The following is a 17,468-nucleotide window of genomic DNA, read 5'->3' as shown; positions in this document are numbered from 1 at the left end:
TCATGGACCACGGTACCAGCACGGCCGAAGACATCATTGTGGCGACGCCCCTGCCTCCTCTGCGCCAGGACCTGGAGCTGATAGCGGGTGGTGCGGAAGGCGAAGGGGCTCGTCGCTGGAAGATTCATGACCCCCTGGCCAATCGGTTCTTCGAGGTGGAACACCGGGTGGTGGTGGTGCTGAACCACTGGGGGGAGGGGACCCGGGAGGCGCTCCTGGCACGGCTCCGGATCGAGGGAATCGATGATGTCAGCCTTCAGGACGTCGAGCGATTGATCGTATTTCTGGATCAGCATGACTTGCTGATATGCCGGCCAGACCACAGCTACCAGAAGGCATGGCGTCTACGCTGCGCACGCCGACCGAGCTGGTGGAGCTGGCTGCTGCATCACTATCTGTTCGTGAGGATTCCGTTGGTGCATCCGGCACCGGCGCTTCAGCGCTGCCTACCCTGGGTCGGGATCTTCTTCACACGTACCTTCTGGCTGGTGACGCTGCTGATGGCGATCGGCGGCGGGTATCTGGTCTCTCGCCAGTGGGAGAGCTTTCTTACCACCCTGCCGGACATGTTCAGTGTTGCCGGTGCGGTAGCCTTTGGCGGAAGCCTTGCACTGGTAAAGACCCTGCATGAACTGGGACACGGTTTCTGCGCCACGCGACAGGGGGCTCGAGTCGGCAGCATGGGGGTGGCCTTGATCGTGATGATGCCGGTGCTGTTTACCGACACTACCGATGCCTGGCGTCTTTCCTCCCGCCGCAAGCGTGTGCTGATCGACCTGGCCGGGGTGGCGGTGGAGCTGATCATCGCAGTCTACGCCACCCTGGCATGGGTGTTCTTGCCCGACGGTGCACTGCGCTTCGTGGCCTTCGCCTTGGCCACCACCGGCTGGGTAATGAGTCTGGCGGTGAACCTGAACCCGCTGATGCGATTCGACGGCTACTACCTGTTCAGTGATCTGATCGGGGTGGCCAACCTGCAGGAGCGAGCCTTTGCCATGGGGCGCTGGTGGTTGAGGGAGTCGCTTTTCGGATTTGGCGACGCTGTGCCGGAGTCCTTGCCGGTGGCTCGACGCCGGCTGTTGATCGTCTATGCCTTCGCCGTATGGATCTATCGCTTCTTTCTTTTTCTGGGTATCGCCCTGGTGGTCTACCACCTCTTCTTCAAGGTCCTCGGGGTCCTGTTGTTTTCCGTGGAGGTGGCCTGGTTCATCGCCCTGCCGATCCTGCGCGAACTCAAGGTGTGGTGGACGCGAAGACGCGATGCCGGCTTGCGCGCACTGGGCACCACGCTGGTGATGACACTTCTGGCCGGGTTTCTTGCGCTGCCATTACCCCATGAAGTGCGTATTCCCGCAGTGCTTGGCGCCTCCCGACAGGCGCCGTCCTACTCGCCCAGGCCGGCCAGGGTGAATCGCGTTCTGGTCGAGGTCGGTGAGGTCGTGCAGCGGGGCCAGGTGCTGATGACGCTGGTGGCACCGGAGCTCGAACAGATGCAGCGGACCACACAAGAGCGCCTCGCCCTGGTGGGGCGGCGGCTCGATCGCCGCAGTGCCGACAGCGAAGACCTGTCCCAGAGCCTGGTGCTTGCCAGCGAGCAGGAAATGGAGCGTGAGCGACTGTCGGGCCTGGAGCGTACTCAGCGGCAACTGGAGGTGGTTGCGGCCATCGATGGTGTCGTGGTCGAGATGGCGCGTCCTCTGCATCCGGGGCGTTGGGTCGACGTCGACACCCAACTGGCATTGGTGGCGTCAGCCTCCTCGCTCGAGGCCAGAGGCTATCTGGATAGCGACGATCTGCGCCTGGTAGAGCCCGGTGATATCTGCGAGTTCGTTGACGATCAGCGTCGCCTGAAGCCCATCGACATGAAGCTCTCCAGCATGGCCTCGGCTGCGTCGTCTTATCTGGACGAAGGCCTGTTGGCGTCGGTGTATGGCGGCCCGGTGGCGTCCAGGCTGGACGAGGGCAGAGCCATCCCGGAGCAGGCGGTCTTCGAGGTGACCGCCCTGACAAGGCAGCCGGCGGTTGCCCCGCTGACCGAGATTCGTGGAGAGATTCGATTGAAGGGTGAGCCTGTCAGCCTGGCGGTTCAGGCGGCACGACGCATCGCACAGGTACTGGTGCGCGAGTGGAGCGCCTGATTTCGAAAGACAATGCCCTGGGCGCACCGGTGCGCTCGCGAGAACTGAATCCAAGGTAAGGAGAAGACAATGTCCAAGGACGACCTGCTGTTTCGTGAGCTCGAATCCCGTGTACTTCTGGACGCCGCAGGCGTGGCCACGGTGAAGGCGGTGGATCATCACGCCGACCAGGCAGCCTCGGCGGGAAGCGATGGCGCTGCGGCATCTGAAAAGGGCGCAGAATCCAGCGATGCCCTGACCCAGGCGCTCTCCGCGGTGGCCTCGGAGCAAGCAGCGGGTCGAGACGCCGGCAAGGACAGCGACGGTGACGGTGTCGCCGATAGCGATGACATCGATGACGACAACGACGGAGTGATCGACACCAACGAACGTGAAGCAGACGACAGTACCGCGCTGGACACCAGTACCATCGGTAGCGACAAGGCCACCGATCTTCAGCTCAACGGCACGACCGTGTCCTTTGATGTCAGCCACACCGGCAGTATCAGTGCCATCGACGACAGCGGTGAGATCGATTTCACCTGTGACGACGACGGAGAGGCGTCAGTGAGTCTCACGGCCGATGCTCCCGTTGACTTTGTCGTTACCTCGAAGCAGGGGAGCGAAGGACATTGGCTCGACTTTCCAGACAAGATCACCATCTCAAGCCCCGGAGCCGTCATTATCGTCGACGATCCCAATGGGGAGCTCGAGATCGCTGCCGGGGCCTACTCGGACAGTATCACCTTTTCGGTCAAGCACAGCCCAGATGATGCCTACGACCAGGCCTGGTCGATTCGTGTGGTCAACGCCCAGCAGGTCAGCGTCGGCATGAAGACTCCGGCCTCAGCAGATGGTGAAATCCTGGGAGGCGCCCTGCGCATTGGTGTTGGTGGGGCGCGTGACAGCGATGGAGACGGGGTCATCGACCAGCTGGATCTGGACAGCGACAATGACGGAATCACCGACAACGTCGAGGCCCAGTCCACCGGCGATTATATTGCGCCTGGCGGTAGCGACGCCGATGGTGACGGCCTGAACGACGCATACGACAAGGACAGCGCGGATGATTCTGTAGCGGCCAGCGGCGGCTTGTCTGCTGTGGATACCGACCAGGATGGCACAGCCGACATCCTGGATGTCGACAGCGATGAGGATGGGATTCACGACATCGCTGAACGTGGCGATAGCGCGCCTTCTCGAATCAGCGACAAGAGCGATACCGACGGCGACGGTCTGCTGGACATCTTCGAGGGTAGCGACAAGGACGACGGGTTCGACGCCAATGACGAACTGGTCGCTGGTGGTAACTTCAGCCTCGCGGATAGCGACGACGATCTCAGCGCCGATGGCGCGGGCGCGGTGGCGGGGATCTCCGACCTGGATTTTCGTGATAGTGCTCGCCTCGACACCGATGGCGATGGCGTCATGAATCACGTTGATATCGATGACGACAATGATGGCATCACCGATGCCAGCGATGGATATGATAATTCAAAGTTGATCGGTTTCAATCCCGGCAACATCGGCACGACGGGAAAGTTTCCCGATATCGACTATAACGGTACTGCGGTAAAACTTGAGTCGAGCACCGACGGGAAGTTTACCGCAGGTGATAATAAGGGTGAATTCACCTTTCACTATCCGTCGAATACTGCGGGCTCCAATTCGATTTCCTTTAGCTCAGATACATATGTTGACTTCGTGCTCAAGACGAAGCTTGAGGGTGGGGGTTTGTGGCTGGAATCCAACGACCTGATGACCATCGACTGCCCTGGTGCAATGATCATTGTAGATGATCCGAACAATGACCTGAATGTTAGCTCCGGTGTCTATCTTGGGCCGCTGACATTTTTTCAAGACACCACGAACAATTTATATAATAGGAAGTGGTCTATACGGGTCGTCGGTGTAAAGAACATGACTCTTCATATGGAGAATACAGCACATCTTCATAATAAGACGAATGGTGGAGCCACCATGCGTGTATTTGTTGGGGGCGTCTACGGAGATACAGACAATGATGATATTGTCGATTCCCTCGATCTCGATAGTGACAACGACGGTATCACCGACAATGTGGAAGCGCAGACCTCCGCTGACTACATCGCACCCAAGGGTGTCGATGCCGACACCGACGGTCTGGATGACGCCTACGATGCAGCGCTTGACAATGCTGCTGCTGGTGCCAGCAAGGGCCTGACGCCCGTCAACAGTGAAAGGGACGGTACGGCAGACTTCCTCGACCGGGACTCCGACGACGACGGCAAGCTGGATATCACCGAGCGAGACGCTGGCACTTCGTCCGTTACGGATACAACCGATACCGATCATGATGGCTTGCTGGATATCTTCGAGGGCTCGGATGCCAATGATGGTTTCGACGCCAACGACGAAAATATCACGGATGCGGGCTTTGCACTGCTGGATTCCGACAACGACCTTCCGAAGGACGGTGCGGGAGCAGAGCCCCTCGTCGTAGATCTTGACTATCGGGAAAATGCCGTGATGGATCGTGACGGCGACGGTGTTGTAGATACTGTTGATATCGATAAGGATAATGATGGTATTCTCGATGTCACCGAAGGTAAGGATACCTCCAAACAAGTACAACTCGACTCTACCAATATCGGAAGCGGCAAGATTCCAGCCATTGATTATGATGGAGTTGATGTAAAGTTGACGTCCGAAACATCTTCCGGAAGTATAAGCTATGGAAAAAGCCAGGGGGCGATAGACTTCAACTATCCTGGAACGGGCGAAAAGTTGGCATCGACCAAGTTGACGTCCGATACTGTTGTGGACTTTGTTATTGATAGCAAGCAGAGTTCTGGCGGTAAGTTTTTCGATAATAACGATTTGTTAACCATATCGAGCCCAGATGCCTACATCGTGGTCCACGATCCCGACAATGTCTTGAATATCGCCGAAGGCGTTTACCTGAACTCGATCACCCTCACTACAAGAGCAGAAGGCAACCTGCACAGTAAAAACTGGTCGATAAGGGTTGTTGACGTCAGAGAGGTGACCATCAGCTTGCAGATGAACCCCGAGATAGTGACTGGCGGCAACGGAGGTAGCTGTGTCAGGGTGGGGATCGGTGGCGTGGCCAGGGACAGCGACCACGACAGCATCGCCGATCATCTCGATATCGATAGTGACAATGATGGTATCACCGATAACATCGAGGGTCAGACGACCCAAGGTTATATAAAGCCCTCGGGCACCGATGCCGACCAGGATGGGCTCGATGACGCCTACGACAAGAACACCAGCGATACCACTGCTACTGCCAGCAAGGGTCTGACGCCGGTCGATACCGACGGCGACAGCACCGTAGATGTCCTCGACAGTGATTCCGACAACGACGGCAAGGTGGATATCGCCGAGCGCGACGATGGCGCCTCATCTGTCACGGATGCTACCGATACCGATCAGGATGGTCTGCTGGATATCTTCGAGGGCTCGGATGCCAACGACGGTTTTGACCCCAACGATGAGCTGATCGAGAACGGGGACTTTACCCTCCTGGATAGCGATAACGATGTCGATGCAGATGGCTCGAATGCAGTGCCAGGCGTGGTCGACTTTGATTATCGTGATAGTGCTCTCCTCGATCCTGACGGTGATGGAATTGCCAACAGTATCGATATCGATGATGATAATGATGGAATTCTCGACGAGAACGAATATGACTATAGTCGACCAAATTTGGTGGGGGGTGGCGGGTTTACGAATGGCAATTCCTCCGGGTGGTATTTAAGTCGACCACCTTTTACGAACAGTATGACAAAGCCTGTCTGGGTGAATAGTTCAGCAAATTCATCTCTTACGGGCGGGCTTTTCGATGAGATAAGTCCCGGCGAAAACAGTGGAAATCATAGTCTGGCAAATGCAGGTGATGGCAATGAGTCACTTGTCTATAAATTTGGCGATAAATTGGCACAAGGTGACTATCGATATAGTTTTGATCTTTCGAAAACCCATTCAGCCGATACCGATTATTATAATATATTTATCTGGGATTTTGATGCTGGGAAGAGGGTCGAGACGTTGGCGTACGGTCCAATCGGCGATCTTCCAGGAAGCGGTAGCTTCAAGACGTTTAGCGGTGTGTTTGAGCTGAACAAGGCCGGCAACTATGGCATCGTGATGATGGTCAATCCCAACGGTAGCGGAAACGGCGATTACGCCATGGACCGAGTGGCGTTTCAATATATTTCAAGGGATACCGATAGCGATGGCATCTTCGATGACAAGGATATCGACAGTGACAACGACGGTATCACCGATAACGTCGAGGCGCAGACGACCCAGGATTATATAAAGCCCTCGGGCACCGATGCCGACAAGGACGGGCTCGATGACGCCTACGACAAGGACACCAGCAATACCACCGCTACGGCCAGCAAGGGGCTGACGCCGGTCGATACCGATGGCGACAGCACCGTAGACTACCTCGATAGTGACTCGGACAACGACGGCAAGCTGGATATCGCCGAGCGCGACGATGGCGACTCATCTGTCACGGATACTACCGACACCGATCATGACGGTCTGCTGGATATCTTCGAGGGATCGGATGCCAATGATGGCTATGATGCCAACGATGAGAACCTTGTCGGTGGCAATTTTTCTCTGGCCGATAGCGACGATGATACCGCTGCCGACGGCAGCGACGCCTCGCCCCCCGGTTTCGACCTGGACTACCGTGACAGTATCGATCCTCCCACAGCGGCGGTAGACGCCGGGAAGACCAATGAGGACGTGGCATTGGTGGTCACCAAGGACAATGGGCTGTTGTCCAACGATACCCTGGCGGGGGCCACCGAAATCGCCTCGGCTGCCATCGACACCGACGGTGACGGCGTAGCCGACACCGCCTTGGTGCTGGGGCAGGCCAACACCATCAAGGATAGTGACGGCAATGTCATCGGCAAGCTGACGCTGTCGAAGGACGGCGCCTACCGGTTCGATCTGGTGAAGAACTTTTTCGGTGCACTGCCGATCATCAGCTACACCCTCAAGGGTTCAGGAGGATACGCCAGCTCGACGCTCAGCATCACCGTGACCGCCGTCAACGACGCCCCCGTGGTCACCAATGACAAGGGCGGTGCCAAGGAAGATCAGACGCTGAGCGTCGACAAGAGCGAAGGACTTCTGGCCAACGACAGTGATGTGGATGGGGATAGCCTGGCCGTCTCCGGTTTCAGCGTGGCCGGTGTCACTGGCAGTTTCGCGGCGGGGGAGACCGCCAGCATCCCCGGCAAGGGGACGCTAACGCTGAACGCCGATGGCTCCTACAGCTTTACTCCGGCGCCCAACTACCATGGCAGCGTCCCGGAGATCACCTACACCGTCAGCGACGGCAAGGGGGGAACCTCCAGCGGGTCCTTGACCCTTTCGGTAGCCTCGGTGGAAGACAGCGTGTCGCTTGGCGGGCTTGGGGATGGCACTGGCGGCAGCGACGGCAGCGTCAACGAATCGGCCCTGACCGGTGGTTCGGCCGCCGGTGGCAGTGGTGGCGTCCATACGGGCACCTTTACCCTGGGGCCCGCCTCGAGCCTCGACAGCCTCACCATCGGCGTCACGATGATAACCCGGGCTCAGCTGGAGGCCAGCGGCACTACCGCGATCACCATCACGGGTAGCTACGGTGAGCTGACGATCACCGGGTTCGATAGCGCCGACGGTACCGTGTCCTACCGTTATACCTTGACGTCGGAAGCCGCCCACGGCTCCGAGCCGATCAAGGACTCCTTCACGATCGGTACCAAGGACACCGACGGAGACAGCACTGCCAACGCCGGTACGCTGGCCATCCTGGTAGTCGACGACGTCCCTGCCGCCAGCGCCGATAAGGGCAGCGTCAGCGAGGACGCTGCCGGTGGCAGCTCGTTGACGGGTAATGTCGTGACCAATGACACCCTGGGGGCCGACGGCGCCGCCGACAGCGGAGCGATCAGCGCGGTCGGCAAGGGCGACGCAGCACCGGCCGGAGGGGTGAACAGCAGCATTACCGGCGACTACGGAAGCCTGGTGATGGACGCCAGTGGCAAGTACCTCTACACCCTGGATAACAGCAACGCCGCGGTCAATGCCCTGCAGAAAGGGGAGACCCTGACCGAGACCTTTACCTATCAGATCACCGACGCCGACGGCGATACCAGCACGGCGACCCTGACCATCACCATCAAGGGGGCCAACGACGCACCGACAGCGGAGGATATCACTGTCAACTGCGCGGAAGACGCCGAGACGACGGGCACCATCGTCGGCAAGGACCCTGAAGGTGACTCCTTGAGCTTTGTCCTCGATGCTCAGCCCGAAGGAGGGACTGTCACCATCGACAAGGACACCGGTGCTTTCGTCTTCGTCCCGGATGCCAACGTCAATGGTGATATCACCTTCAGCGTAACGATCGATGACGGCCACGGTGGCAAGACCCAGATGGAGGTGACGGTCAAGGTCAGTCCGGTCGATGATGCGCCCGAGGCCGCCGATGACAGCGCCAGCACAACAGAGGATACGCCGCTGATCGTCGGCAAGGACAAGGGCGTTCTGGCCAATGACAGCGATATCGACGGCGATGCCTTGTCGGTATCGGGCTTCAGCATCGAAGGGGTGACGGGCAGCTTCAAGGCGGGGGAAACCGCCACCATTTCCGGCGTGGGCAAGCTGACCTTGAACGCCGATGGCTCCTACCGCTTCGATCCCGCCTCCAACTACCATGGCAGCGTGCCCGAGGTGACCTATGTGCTCAGCGACGGTCGTATCAGCGACACCGCCACCCTGAGCATCACGGTCGATGCGGTCGACGATAGCCTGTCGGTGGCAGGGCTCGGTGATGGCGGGGACGGCGTCGATGGCGAGGTCAAGGAATCGGGACTGGTCGATGACGACGGCGCCGGAGTGACCCACGACGGCACCTTTACCCTGGGGCCGGCGGACAGCCTGGAGAGCCTTACCCTGGGAGGCACCTCCATTTCCCTGGCCCAGCTCGAGGCCAGCGCCACGACGCCGATCAAGGTAAGCGGCAGCCACGGGACCCTGACGATCAAGGGCTATGATCGCAAGACCGGGACGGTGAGTTATCGCTACACCCTGACGTCCGCCGCCGACCACACAAGCGGCTCGGCGAAGGACAGCTTTGCCATCGATGTGACCGATGTCGAGGGAGATACCACCAAGGGTATCGGGTCACTGGCGATCCGTATCGTCGACGACGCGCCCTCGGCTACCGCCGATACTGGTTCGGTGACCGAGGATGGCGCTGCCTCCACAGGCAACGTCCTGAGCAACGACCGGCAAGGCGCCGATGGCTGCAAGGTGTCCAAGGTCGGCGTCGCCGAATCCGTCGACGGGGGAAGCGTCGGCAGTGGCCTTGCGGGCAGCTTCGGTACCCTGACGCTCAATGCCGACGGCAGCTACTCCTATGCGCTGGACAACACCAACGCCATGGTCAATGCCTTGCAGAAGGGCGAGACCCTTACCGAGACCTTTACCTATCAGATCACCGACGCCGATGGTGATACCAGCACCGCCACCCTGACCATCACCATCAAGGGAGCCAACGATGCACCAACCGCGACCGTCGACGACCTGACCACATCGGAAGACACCCCGGTCGACGGCAGCGTCGTGGCCAAGGATGTGGATGGCGATAGTCTTTCCTTCGACCTGGTCGCCCAGCCGGAAGGTGGCACCGTCACCCTGAGCGAGGATGGCAGTTTCACCTTCACCCCCGACGCCAACGTCAATGGTGACATCACCTTCAGCGTAACCGTCTCCGACGGCAACGGTGGGACCGTCACCGTCGAGGTCAGCGTCACGGTGACGCCTGTCAATGACGCCCCGACGGTGGTGGATGACAAGGCCGAGACCAACGAAGACACGACGCTCGAGGTCGCCAAGGACAAGGGGGTACTCTCCAACGATACTGACCTGGAAGGCGATAGCCTGAGCGTCAGCGGGTTCACCGTCGAGGGCATGACCGACAGCTTCAAGGCGGGCGAAACCGCCACTATCGAGGGTGTCGGCAGTGTGACGCTGAACGTCGACGGTTCCTATACCTTCGTGCCGGCGACTAACTACAACGGCAGTGTGCCGAAGATCACCTATAGCGTCAGTGACGGTAATGGCGGAATCACCAGCGGTGCGCTGGCTATCACAGTCAAGCCGGTGGATGACGAGGTCAGCCTCGGGGGACTTGGCGACGGTAGCGATGGTAGTGACGGCACCGCCGTGACCGACGGCTCTGTCAAGGAGTCGGGGCTGGCAACCGGCTCGGACGTGTCGGGGGGCGGGATATCCCACAGCGGCAGCTTCACGCTGGGGCCCGCCGAGAGTCTGGCAAGCCTGTCCATTGGCACTACAACGATGACTCGGGCGCAGCTGGAGGCCAGCGCCACGACCCCCATCAAGATCAGCAGCACCCATGGTCTGCTGACCATCACCGGCTACGACCAGAAGACCGGTATCGTCAGCTACACCTTCACCCTGACGGCCAAGGCCAACCATGGTGGTGGTGCGATCAACGACAGCTTCGTCATCGGGGTGACCGACGTCGAGGGAGATGTCACCGCCAATGCCGGCACCCTGGCCATCGCCATCATCGACGATGCACCGGTGGCCAAGGCCGATAGCGGCCAGGCCGTGGAAGACGGCGGCAACATCAGCGGCTCGGTCATCGGCAATGACCTGGCAGGAGCCGATGGCGCCCCCAGCAAGGGCTTGGTCAACGCGGTCGGTAGCGGCAAGGATTCGCCGACTGGAGGTGTGGGAAGCAGCGTTGACGGCTCCTACGGTAGCCTGATCCTCGATGCCAACGGCAACTACCTCTACCAGCTCGATAGCACCAACACCGAGGTAAACTCGCTGGCGGTGGGGGCGAAGCTGACCGAGGTCTTCACCTATCAGATCATCGATGCCGATGGTGATACCAGCACAGCGACCCTGACCATCACCATCATGGGCGCGAACGATGCCCCTGTGGCCAGCGTGGATGCGATCTCCACGCCTGAGGACACGCCGGTCTCTGGCAAGATCACCGCCAGTGACGTGGATGGAGATTCGCTGTCCTTCGATCTGGTGGCCCAGCCGGACGGGGGAACGGTCACGCTCAATGACGACGGAACCTTCACCTTTACCCCCGACGCCAACGTCAATGGTGACGTCAGCTTCAGCGTCACGGTAGACGATGGCCACGGTGGCACCACCACGGTGGAAGTCACCGTCTCGGTAGAAGCGGTAAACGATACGCCAGTGGCCACGCCGGACACCAACAGCACCAGTGAAGACAGCCCCCTGGTGGTCAACAAGGACAATGGGGTTCTGGCCAACGACAGCGATGTGGATGGTGACAGTCTCAGCGTCAGCGGCTTTACCATCGAGGGCGTAACGGGAACCTTCGAGCCGGGCGAGACGGCCTCCATCGAGGGAGTCGGCAAATTCACCTTGAATGCCGATGGGTCCTATCGTTTCGTGCCAGCACTGAACTACCACGGTGATGTGCCAAAGATCAGCTACAGCGTCAGCGATGGCAACGGCGGGACGACGACGGGAGAGCTCTCGCTCACCGTCGAGGCGGTGGATGACCAGGTCACCGTCGGTGGCCTGGGGGATGGTAGTGATGGCAGTGACGGTGGCGATGTCAACGATGGGCAGGTAAGTGAGTCTGGCCTGGCAGGGGGATCGGGCACCCTGGGAAGTGGTGTCTCACACCTTGGCAGCTTTACCCTGGGGCCGGCGGACAGCCTCTCCAGCATCAGCCTTGGCGGAACGACCTTGACGCTTTCCCAGCTGGTCAAGAGCGCAGATACGCCGATCAAGATCCTGGGTGATCATGGTGAACTCATCATCAACGGCTACGATCGCGTCACTGGCAAGGTCAGCTACACCTATACCCTCAAGACCCACGCCGACCATAGCCAGGGTCCGGTCAGCGACGATTTCGCGATCGACGTCACCGACGTCGACGGTGATGTGGCCACCGATGTCGGGACCCTGTCGATCGCCATCCTCGACGATGCTCCGGAGGCCGAGAGCGACGTCGACGATGCGATCAACAAGCCGGGGCAACCCAGCAGCATCGCCGATGGAAACGTCTTGACCGGAGACGCAGGCGACGATCCCGATGCCATGGATGGTGATGCCGATATCCTGGGCGGAGACGGGGGGACGATCAGCGGCGTAGGCGCCGGCTCGGATGCGCCGTCGGCGTCCCACGTCGGCCAGGGGCTCCAGGGGGAATACGGCACCCTTATCCTGAACGCCGACGGCAGCTACCGCTATGTGCCCGATTTCGACTCGGACACGGTCAAGTGGCTGGATCCTGGACGACACGTTGCAGACACCTTTACCTATACGGTGGCCGATCCTGACGGCGACACGGCCACCGCCACCCTGACCATCCGCATCTACGGCACGACGGCGGTCGTCGGCACGGAAGGGGGCGAGGTAGACGAAACTCAACTCAACACGGATGGCGCCACCGGCACAGACCCAGGAGACGCGGGTGAGGTGATCTACGAGGGATCATTCTCGGTGGTGGACCGGGTGACGCAGCAGCTCGCAACCCTGACCATCGGTGGCACGAGCTTCACTCCGAGCGAGTTGGCGGCGTTGTCCGCCGACAACCCCTCGGTACGCATCGAGACCGATCACGGCTATTTCGAGATCACCGGCTATACACAGGGCAATGGCGCCGACGTACGGGAAAACACGGTGACGTTTCGTTTCGTGCTGACCGAGCAGGCCGATCACTCCGGGGGCGCGGTGTTCGACCACGTCGAGGTGTCGATGACCGATACCCAAGGTAACGACACCAAGAGCTACGCCAAGGATCTCAAGGTCGAGATTCTCGACGATGCTCCCATCGCCGCCAAGGATACCGCCAGCGTCGTCGAGGATGGCGATGCCGGCACCGGTAGTGTGTTGACCAATGACCGCCAGGGCGCCGATGGTGCCGTCACGGTGACGTCGACGGGCCCGGGCTCCAGCGTCAGCTCAGACGGTGTCGGTAGCGAGGTTGTCGGCAAGTACGGCAGTCTGACCCTGGGCGCCGATGGCAGCTATACCTATACCCTGGACAACGCCAACGCTTCGGTGGACGTTCTGCAATCGGGAGAGTCGCTGAACGAGACCTTCAGCTATCAGATCACCGACGCCGACGGCAGCACGTCCACCGCGACCCTGACCATCACCATCCAGGGGAGCAACGATGCGCCGACGGCCAGTGTCGATGCATTGAGCACCCAGGAGGATACTCCGGTCAGCGGTACCATCGAGGCCAATGACGTCGATGGGGATGACCTTAGCTTCGATCTTGTCGAGCAGCCCGACGGCGGCAAGGTCACGCTCAATGACGATGGAACCTTCACCTTTACCCCCGATGACAATGTCAATGGAGATATCACCTTCCAGATCGAGGTCTCCGATGGCAACGGTGGCACCACCGTCGTCGATGTGACGGTCAAGGTATCGCCGGACAATGATGCGCCGGTGGTGGACAGTGAGACCGCCACGACTCCCGAGGACACGCCGATTGACTCCTCGATCGACGACAGTTTGCCGGGGCTGCTCGACAACGACAGCGACATCGACAGCGATCACGGCAGCCTGAAGGTCGTGGACTTCAGCGTCAAAGGCATGAGCGAGAGTGCCGATGCCGGTTCAACCGTCACCATCGATGGTATCGGCAAGCTGACGGTGGAGGGCGATGGCGCCTGGCGTTTCGAACCGGCCCTCAATTACCACGGCCCGGTGCCGACGATTACCTACACCGTCAGCGATGGCGAGGGTGGGACCAGCTCCGCCACCTTGGACATCACGGTCACGCCGGTGGACGACCAGGTCAACCTGGGCGGCCTGGGCGACGGTAACGATGGCAGCGACGGCAACCACATCAGTGATGGCTCCGTCAACGAGGCCGGCCTGGCCGGGGGCAGCGATGAAGGTAACGGCCTTGGCCATAGTGGCAGCTTTACCCTGGGTCCGGCCGATAGCCTGGCGAGTTTCACCCTGGGCAGTCGCAGCATCAGCCTCGCCGAGCTCGAGGCCAGCGGGTCGTCGCCGATAGTGATCGAAGGCCGCTACGGTACCTTGACTATCGATGGCTATGACCGCAACACCGGTACGGTCAGCTACCGCTATCTGCTGACCTCAAGCGCAGATCACGCCAACGGGCCGGTCAGCGACGACTTCACGATCAGTGTCACCGACGTGGAGGGCGAGGTCAGCGCAAATGCCGGGACCCTGGTGATCGATATCATCGATGATAGCCCTGGCGCGACAGATGATAGCGGCACTGTCATCGAGGACGGCGCGGTCGGCACCGGCAGTGTCTGGACCAATGATCGACCGGGTGCCGACGGCGTGGCGGCCAATGGGGCGGTCGTCAGCGTAGGCGTGGACGGCAAGGTCGGGGTACCGCTGGAGGGTAACTACGGCAGCCTGATCCTCAACGCCGATGGCAGCTATTCCTATACGCTGGACAACATCAATGGCGAGGTGGACGGGCTCCAGGTCGGTGAGACGAAAACCGATACGTTCAGCTATCAGATCCGCGATGCCGACGGCGATCTCGCCACCGCCACTCTTGTGATCACCATTCGTGGCGCCAACGACGCTCCGGAGGCTTCTGCGGAGAAGGTCACTGGCCGCGAGGATACTCCGGTCGATGGCAAGATTGTCGGCACCGATGTGGACGGTGACGACCTCACCTACACACTGGATGCCCAGCCCGAGGGTGGCACCGTCACCCTGGACGAGAACGGTAACTTCACCTTCACCCCGGATGAGAACTTCCACGGAGACACCAGCTTTACCGTCAGCGTGACCGATCCTTCCGGCGCCACCGTCACGGTGGAGGTCGATGTCTCGGTGACACCGGTCGATGATGCGCCCTCGGGCGAGAACGATATGGCCACTATCGCCGAGGACACGCCTCTTGTGGTCACCGCAGAAGACGGCCTGCTGTCCAACGACAGCGATATCGAGGGCGATCACCTCAGTGTCGTGGGCTTCAGTGTCGATGGCCTCGAGGGGACCTTCCAGCCAGGGCAGACCGCCGTCATCGAAGGCGTCGGAGAACTTACCATCAGCGCCAACGGCAGCTATCGTTTCGTGCCGGCGCTGAACTACAACGGCGAGGTACCGCTGGTCACCTATACCGTCAGTGACGATGGGGGCCTGACCTCCGACGCGAGCCTGAGCATTTCGGTCTCAGCGGTGGACGACAAGGTGACCGTCGGTGGGCTGGGGGATGGCGGCGGTGAAGCCGGAGGGGGCGATTCGGCAGGCGACGCTATCACCGACGGCTCGGTAGATGAGGCCGGGCTGACTGGGGGCAGTCATGAGGGCGCGGGCCTCAGCCACAGCGGCACCTTTAGCCTGGGGCCAGCCGACAGTCTGTCAAGCCTGACTCTGGGGGGAAGCACCATCAGCCTGGATCAGCTCAAGGACTGCGGCAGCCATCCCATCAAGGTAGTCGGCGATCACGGGACTTTGGTGCTGCGCTACTATGATTCGGCTACCGGAGAGGTGGGCTATACCTACATCCTGGCGTCGAGGGCCGATCACTCGGGCGGGGCGGTCAACGACAGTTTCACCATCGGCGTCACCGACGTGGAAGGCGAGACCGCGGCCAATATTGGCACCCTGGCCATCGCCATCGTCGATGATGGCCCTGTCGCCGACAACGACGTCGCAGAGGTGGTCGAGGAGGGCACCGAGCCGGGAAGCCACTGCACCGGTAATGTCATTCTCAATGACCGCTATGGTGCCGATGGTGTTGCCGTCGATGGCATGGTCACGGCGGTCGAGTCAGGTCAGTCATCGCCCGAGGGTGGCGTCGGCGAGCCGGTGGAGGGCCGTTACGGCAGCCTGGTGCTGAACGCGGACGGCAGCTATTCCTTCACGCTGGACAACGATAACCCCGTGGTGGACGCGCTCAAGCCTGGGCAGACGCTGACCGAGACCTTCAGCTATTCCGTCATCGACAGCGATGGCACTGTTGCCACCGCGACGCTGACCATCACCGTGCTGGGGGCCAACGACGCTCCTGTCGCCAGCGTTGATCCCATCGTCACCTCCGAGGATACCCCGGTGGAGGGAAGCGTCGTCGCCACGGACGTGGATGGTGACGACCTGACCTTTAGTCTCGATGATCAGCCGGATGGCGGCACCGTCACCCTCAACGAGGATGGCACCTTCACCTTCGTGCCGGATCCCGACGTCACGGGCGATATCAGCTTCAGCGTGACCGTGACCGACGCCAGCGGTGCCACCACCACCGTGGTTGTCAACGTCTCGGTGGAGCCGGTCAATGGCGCCCCTGTGGCCAGTGCCGATCCCATCGTCACCGGCAGCGGAGAAGCGGCCGCCGGCCAGGTGGTGGCCTCGGACGGTGACGGGGATGATCTCACCTTCGCGCTGGATGACGGTCCAGGACACGGTCAGCTTACCCTGAACCCGGATGGATCCTTCGTTTATGTGCCGCAAGCAGGATTCTCCGGCAGCGACAGCTTTGTCGTCGCGGTGTCGGACGGGCAGGGAGGTGTAACCTACGTGACCGTCTCGGTGACGGTGGAGCCCCTCGATAGCTTCTATATCGGTGACCGTGCGCCCGAAGTCCCGTCGCAGGATGTCGAGTCGGATGGTGACGGGCCTTCCATCCATGCCGATGGCATGGTCGATGAGGTGGTCAATCAACTCGGTGGCCTTGGTGGCCTAGCCGATCTTTCTGCCGATGGGGCAGTAAGAGCGGCGGTACACGGTATTTCGGCGCTGACCGACGCCGAAATGGAGGTGGCAAACAAGGATCAGCCGAGAGAATCCAGTGCCTGGAACTCCTCGATGCTGCAGGAGGCCAGGTCGCTGGCTCACCCCGGTGAGGTGCGAGCGACGTCGTGGGCAAGCAGCGATGGCCGAGCGACGCTGGAGGCTCTGGTCGAGAACGAGCGGGCGTGGCTCAAGCTGCCGGAAGGGCAACGCGACATCAAGGTGTCGTTACCCGGGGGCCGAGCCTTGCCGGACTGGATCCAGCGTCCCTCGATCGGTCAGCTGCTGATCGAACGGCCGGCGGCGCTGGAAAAGGTGACGCTGGATATCGATAGCCGAGGCAGTGAAGGGAAAGCGCATCACTATCGCCTGGTGCTGGACCTGGACAAGGTCCGGCTGGAGGTGAGTGAAAGTGAGCCATCGTCCCCTGTTGCCGCGCCAGGGTTCAGCGAGCAACTCAGTCGGGCCCATGACCGGACGAATGACCTGGACCCGAATCTGCTTGAGGCGCTGGCGCTGCTGACCGAGCACGATTGACGGTTAGCCAGGCCGTCACGGGCAGCAAACTTG

General features: G+C 60.7%; 2 protein-coding genes. Both read left to right on the top strand.

From position 1 onward, the window contains the following. Window positions 1-2: 2 nt before the first annotated feature. Window positions 3-2,138 carry a site-2 protease family protein gene (locus NFI08_RS17840; RefSeq protein WP_349591126.1) on the top strand — a complete coding sequence of 712 codons (2,136 nt, stop codon included), beginning with the start codon at window positions 3-5 and terminating at the stop codon, window positions 2,136-2,138. A gap of 69 nt (window positions 2,139-2,207) precedes the next feature. Continuing rightward, window positions 2,208-17,435: a cadherin-like domain-containing protein gene (locus NFI08_RS17835; RefSeq protein WP_349591123.1), complete on the top strand. Its 15,228-nt coding sequence runs from the start codon at window positions 2,208-2,210 to the stop codon at window positions 17,433-17,435. The last annotated feature ends 33 nt before the right edge of the window (window positions 17,436-17,468 follow it).

The organism is Halomonas sp. EF61 (assembly GCF_040147045.1).
Classification (GTDB): domain Bacteria; phylum Pseudomonadota; class Gammaproteobacteria; order Pseudomonadales; family Halomonadaceae; genus Halomonas; species Halomonas litopenaei.
The sequence above is the reverse complement of the archived record's forward strand: the minus strand, read 5'-3'. Positions and strand labels throughout refer to the sequence as shown.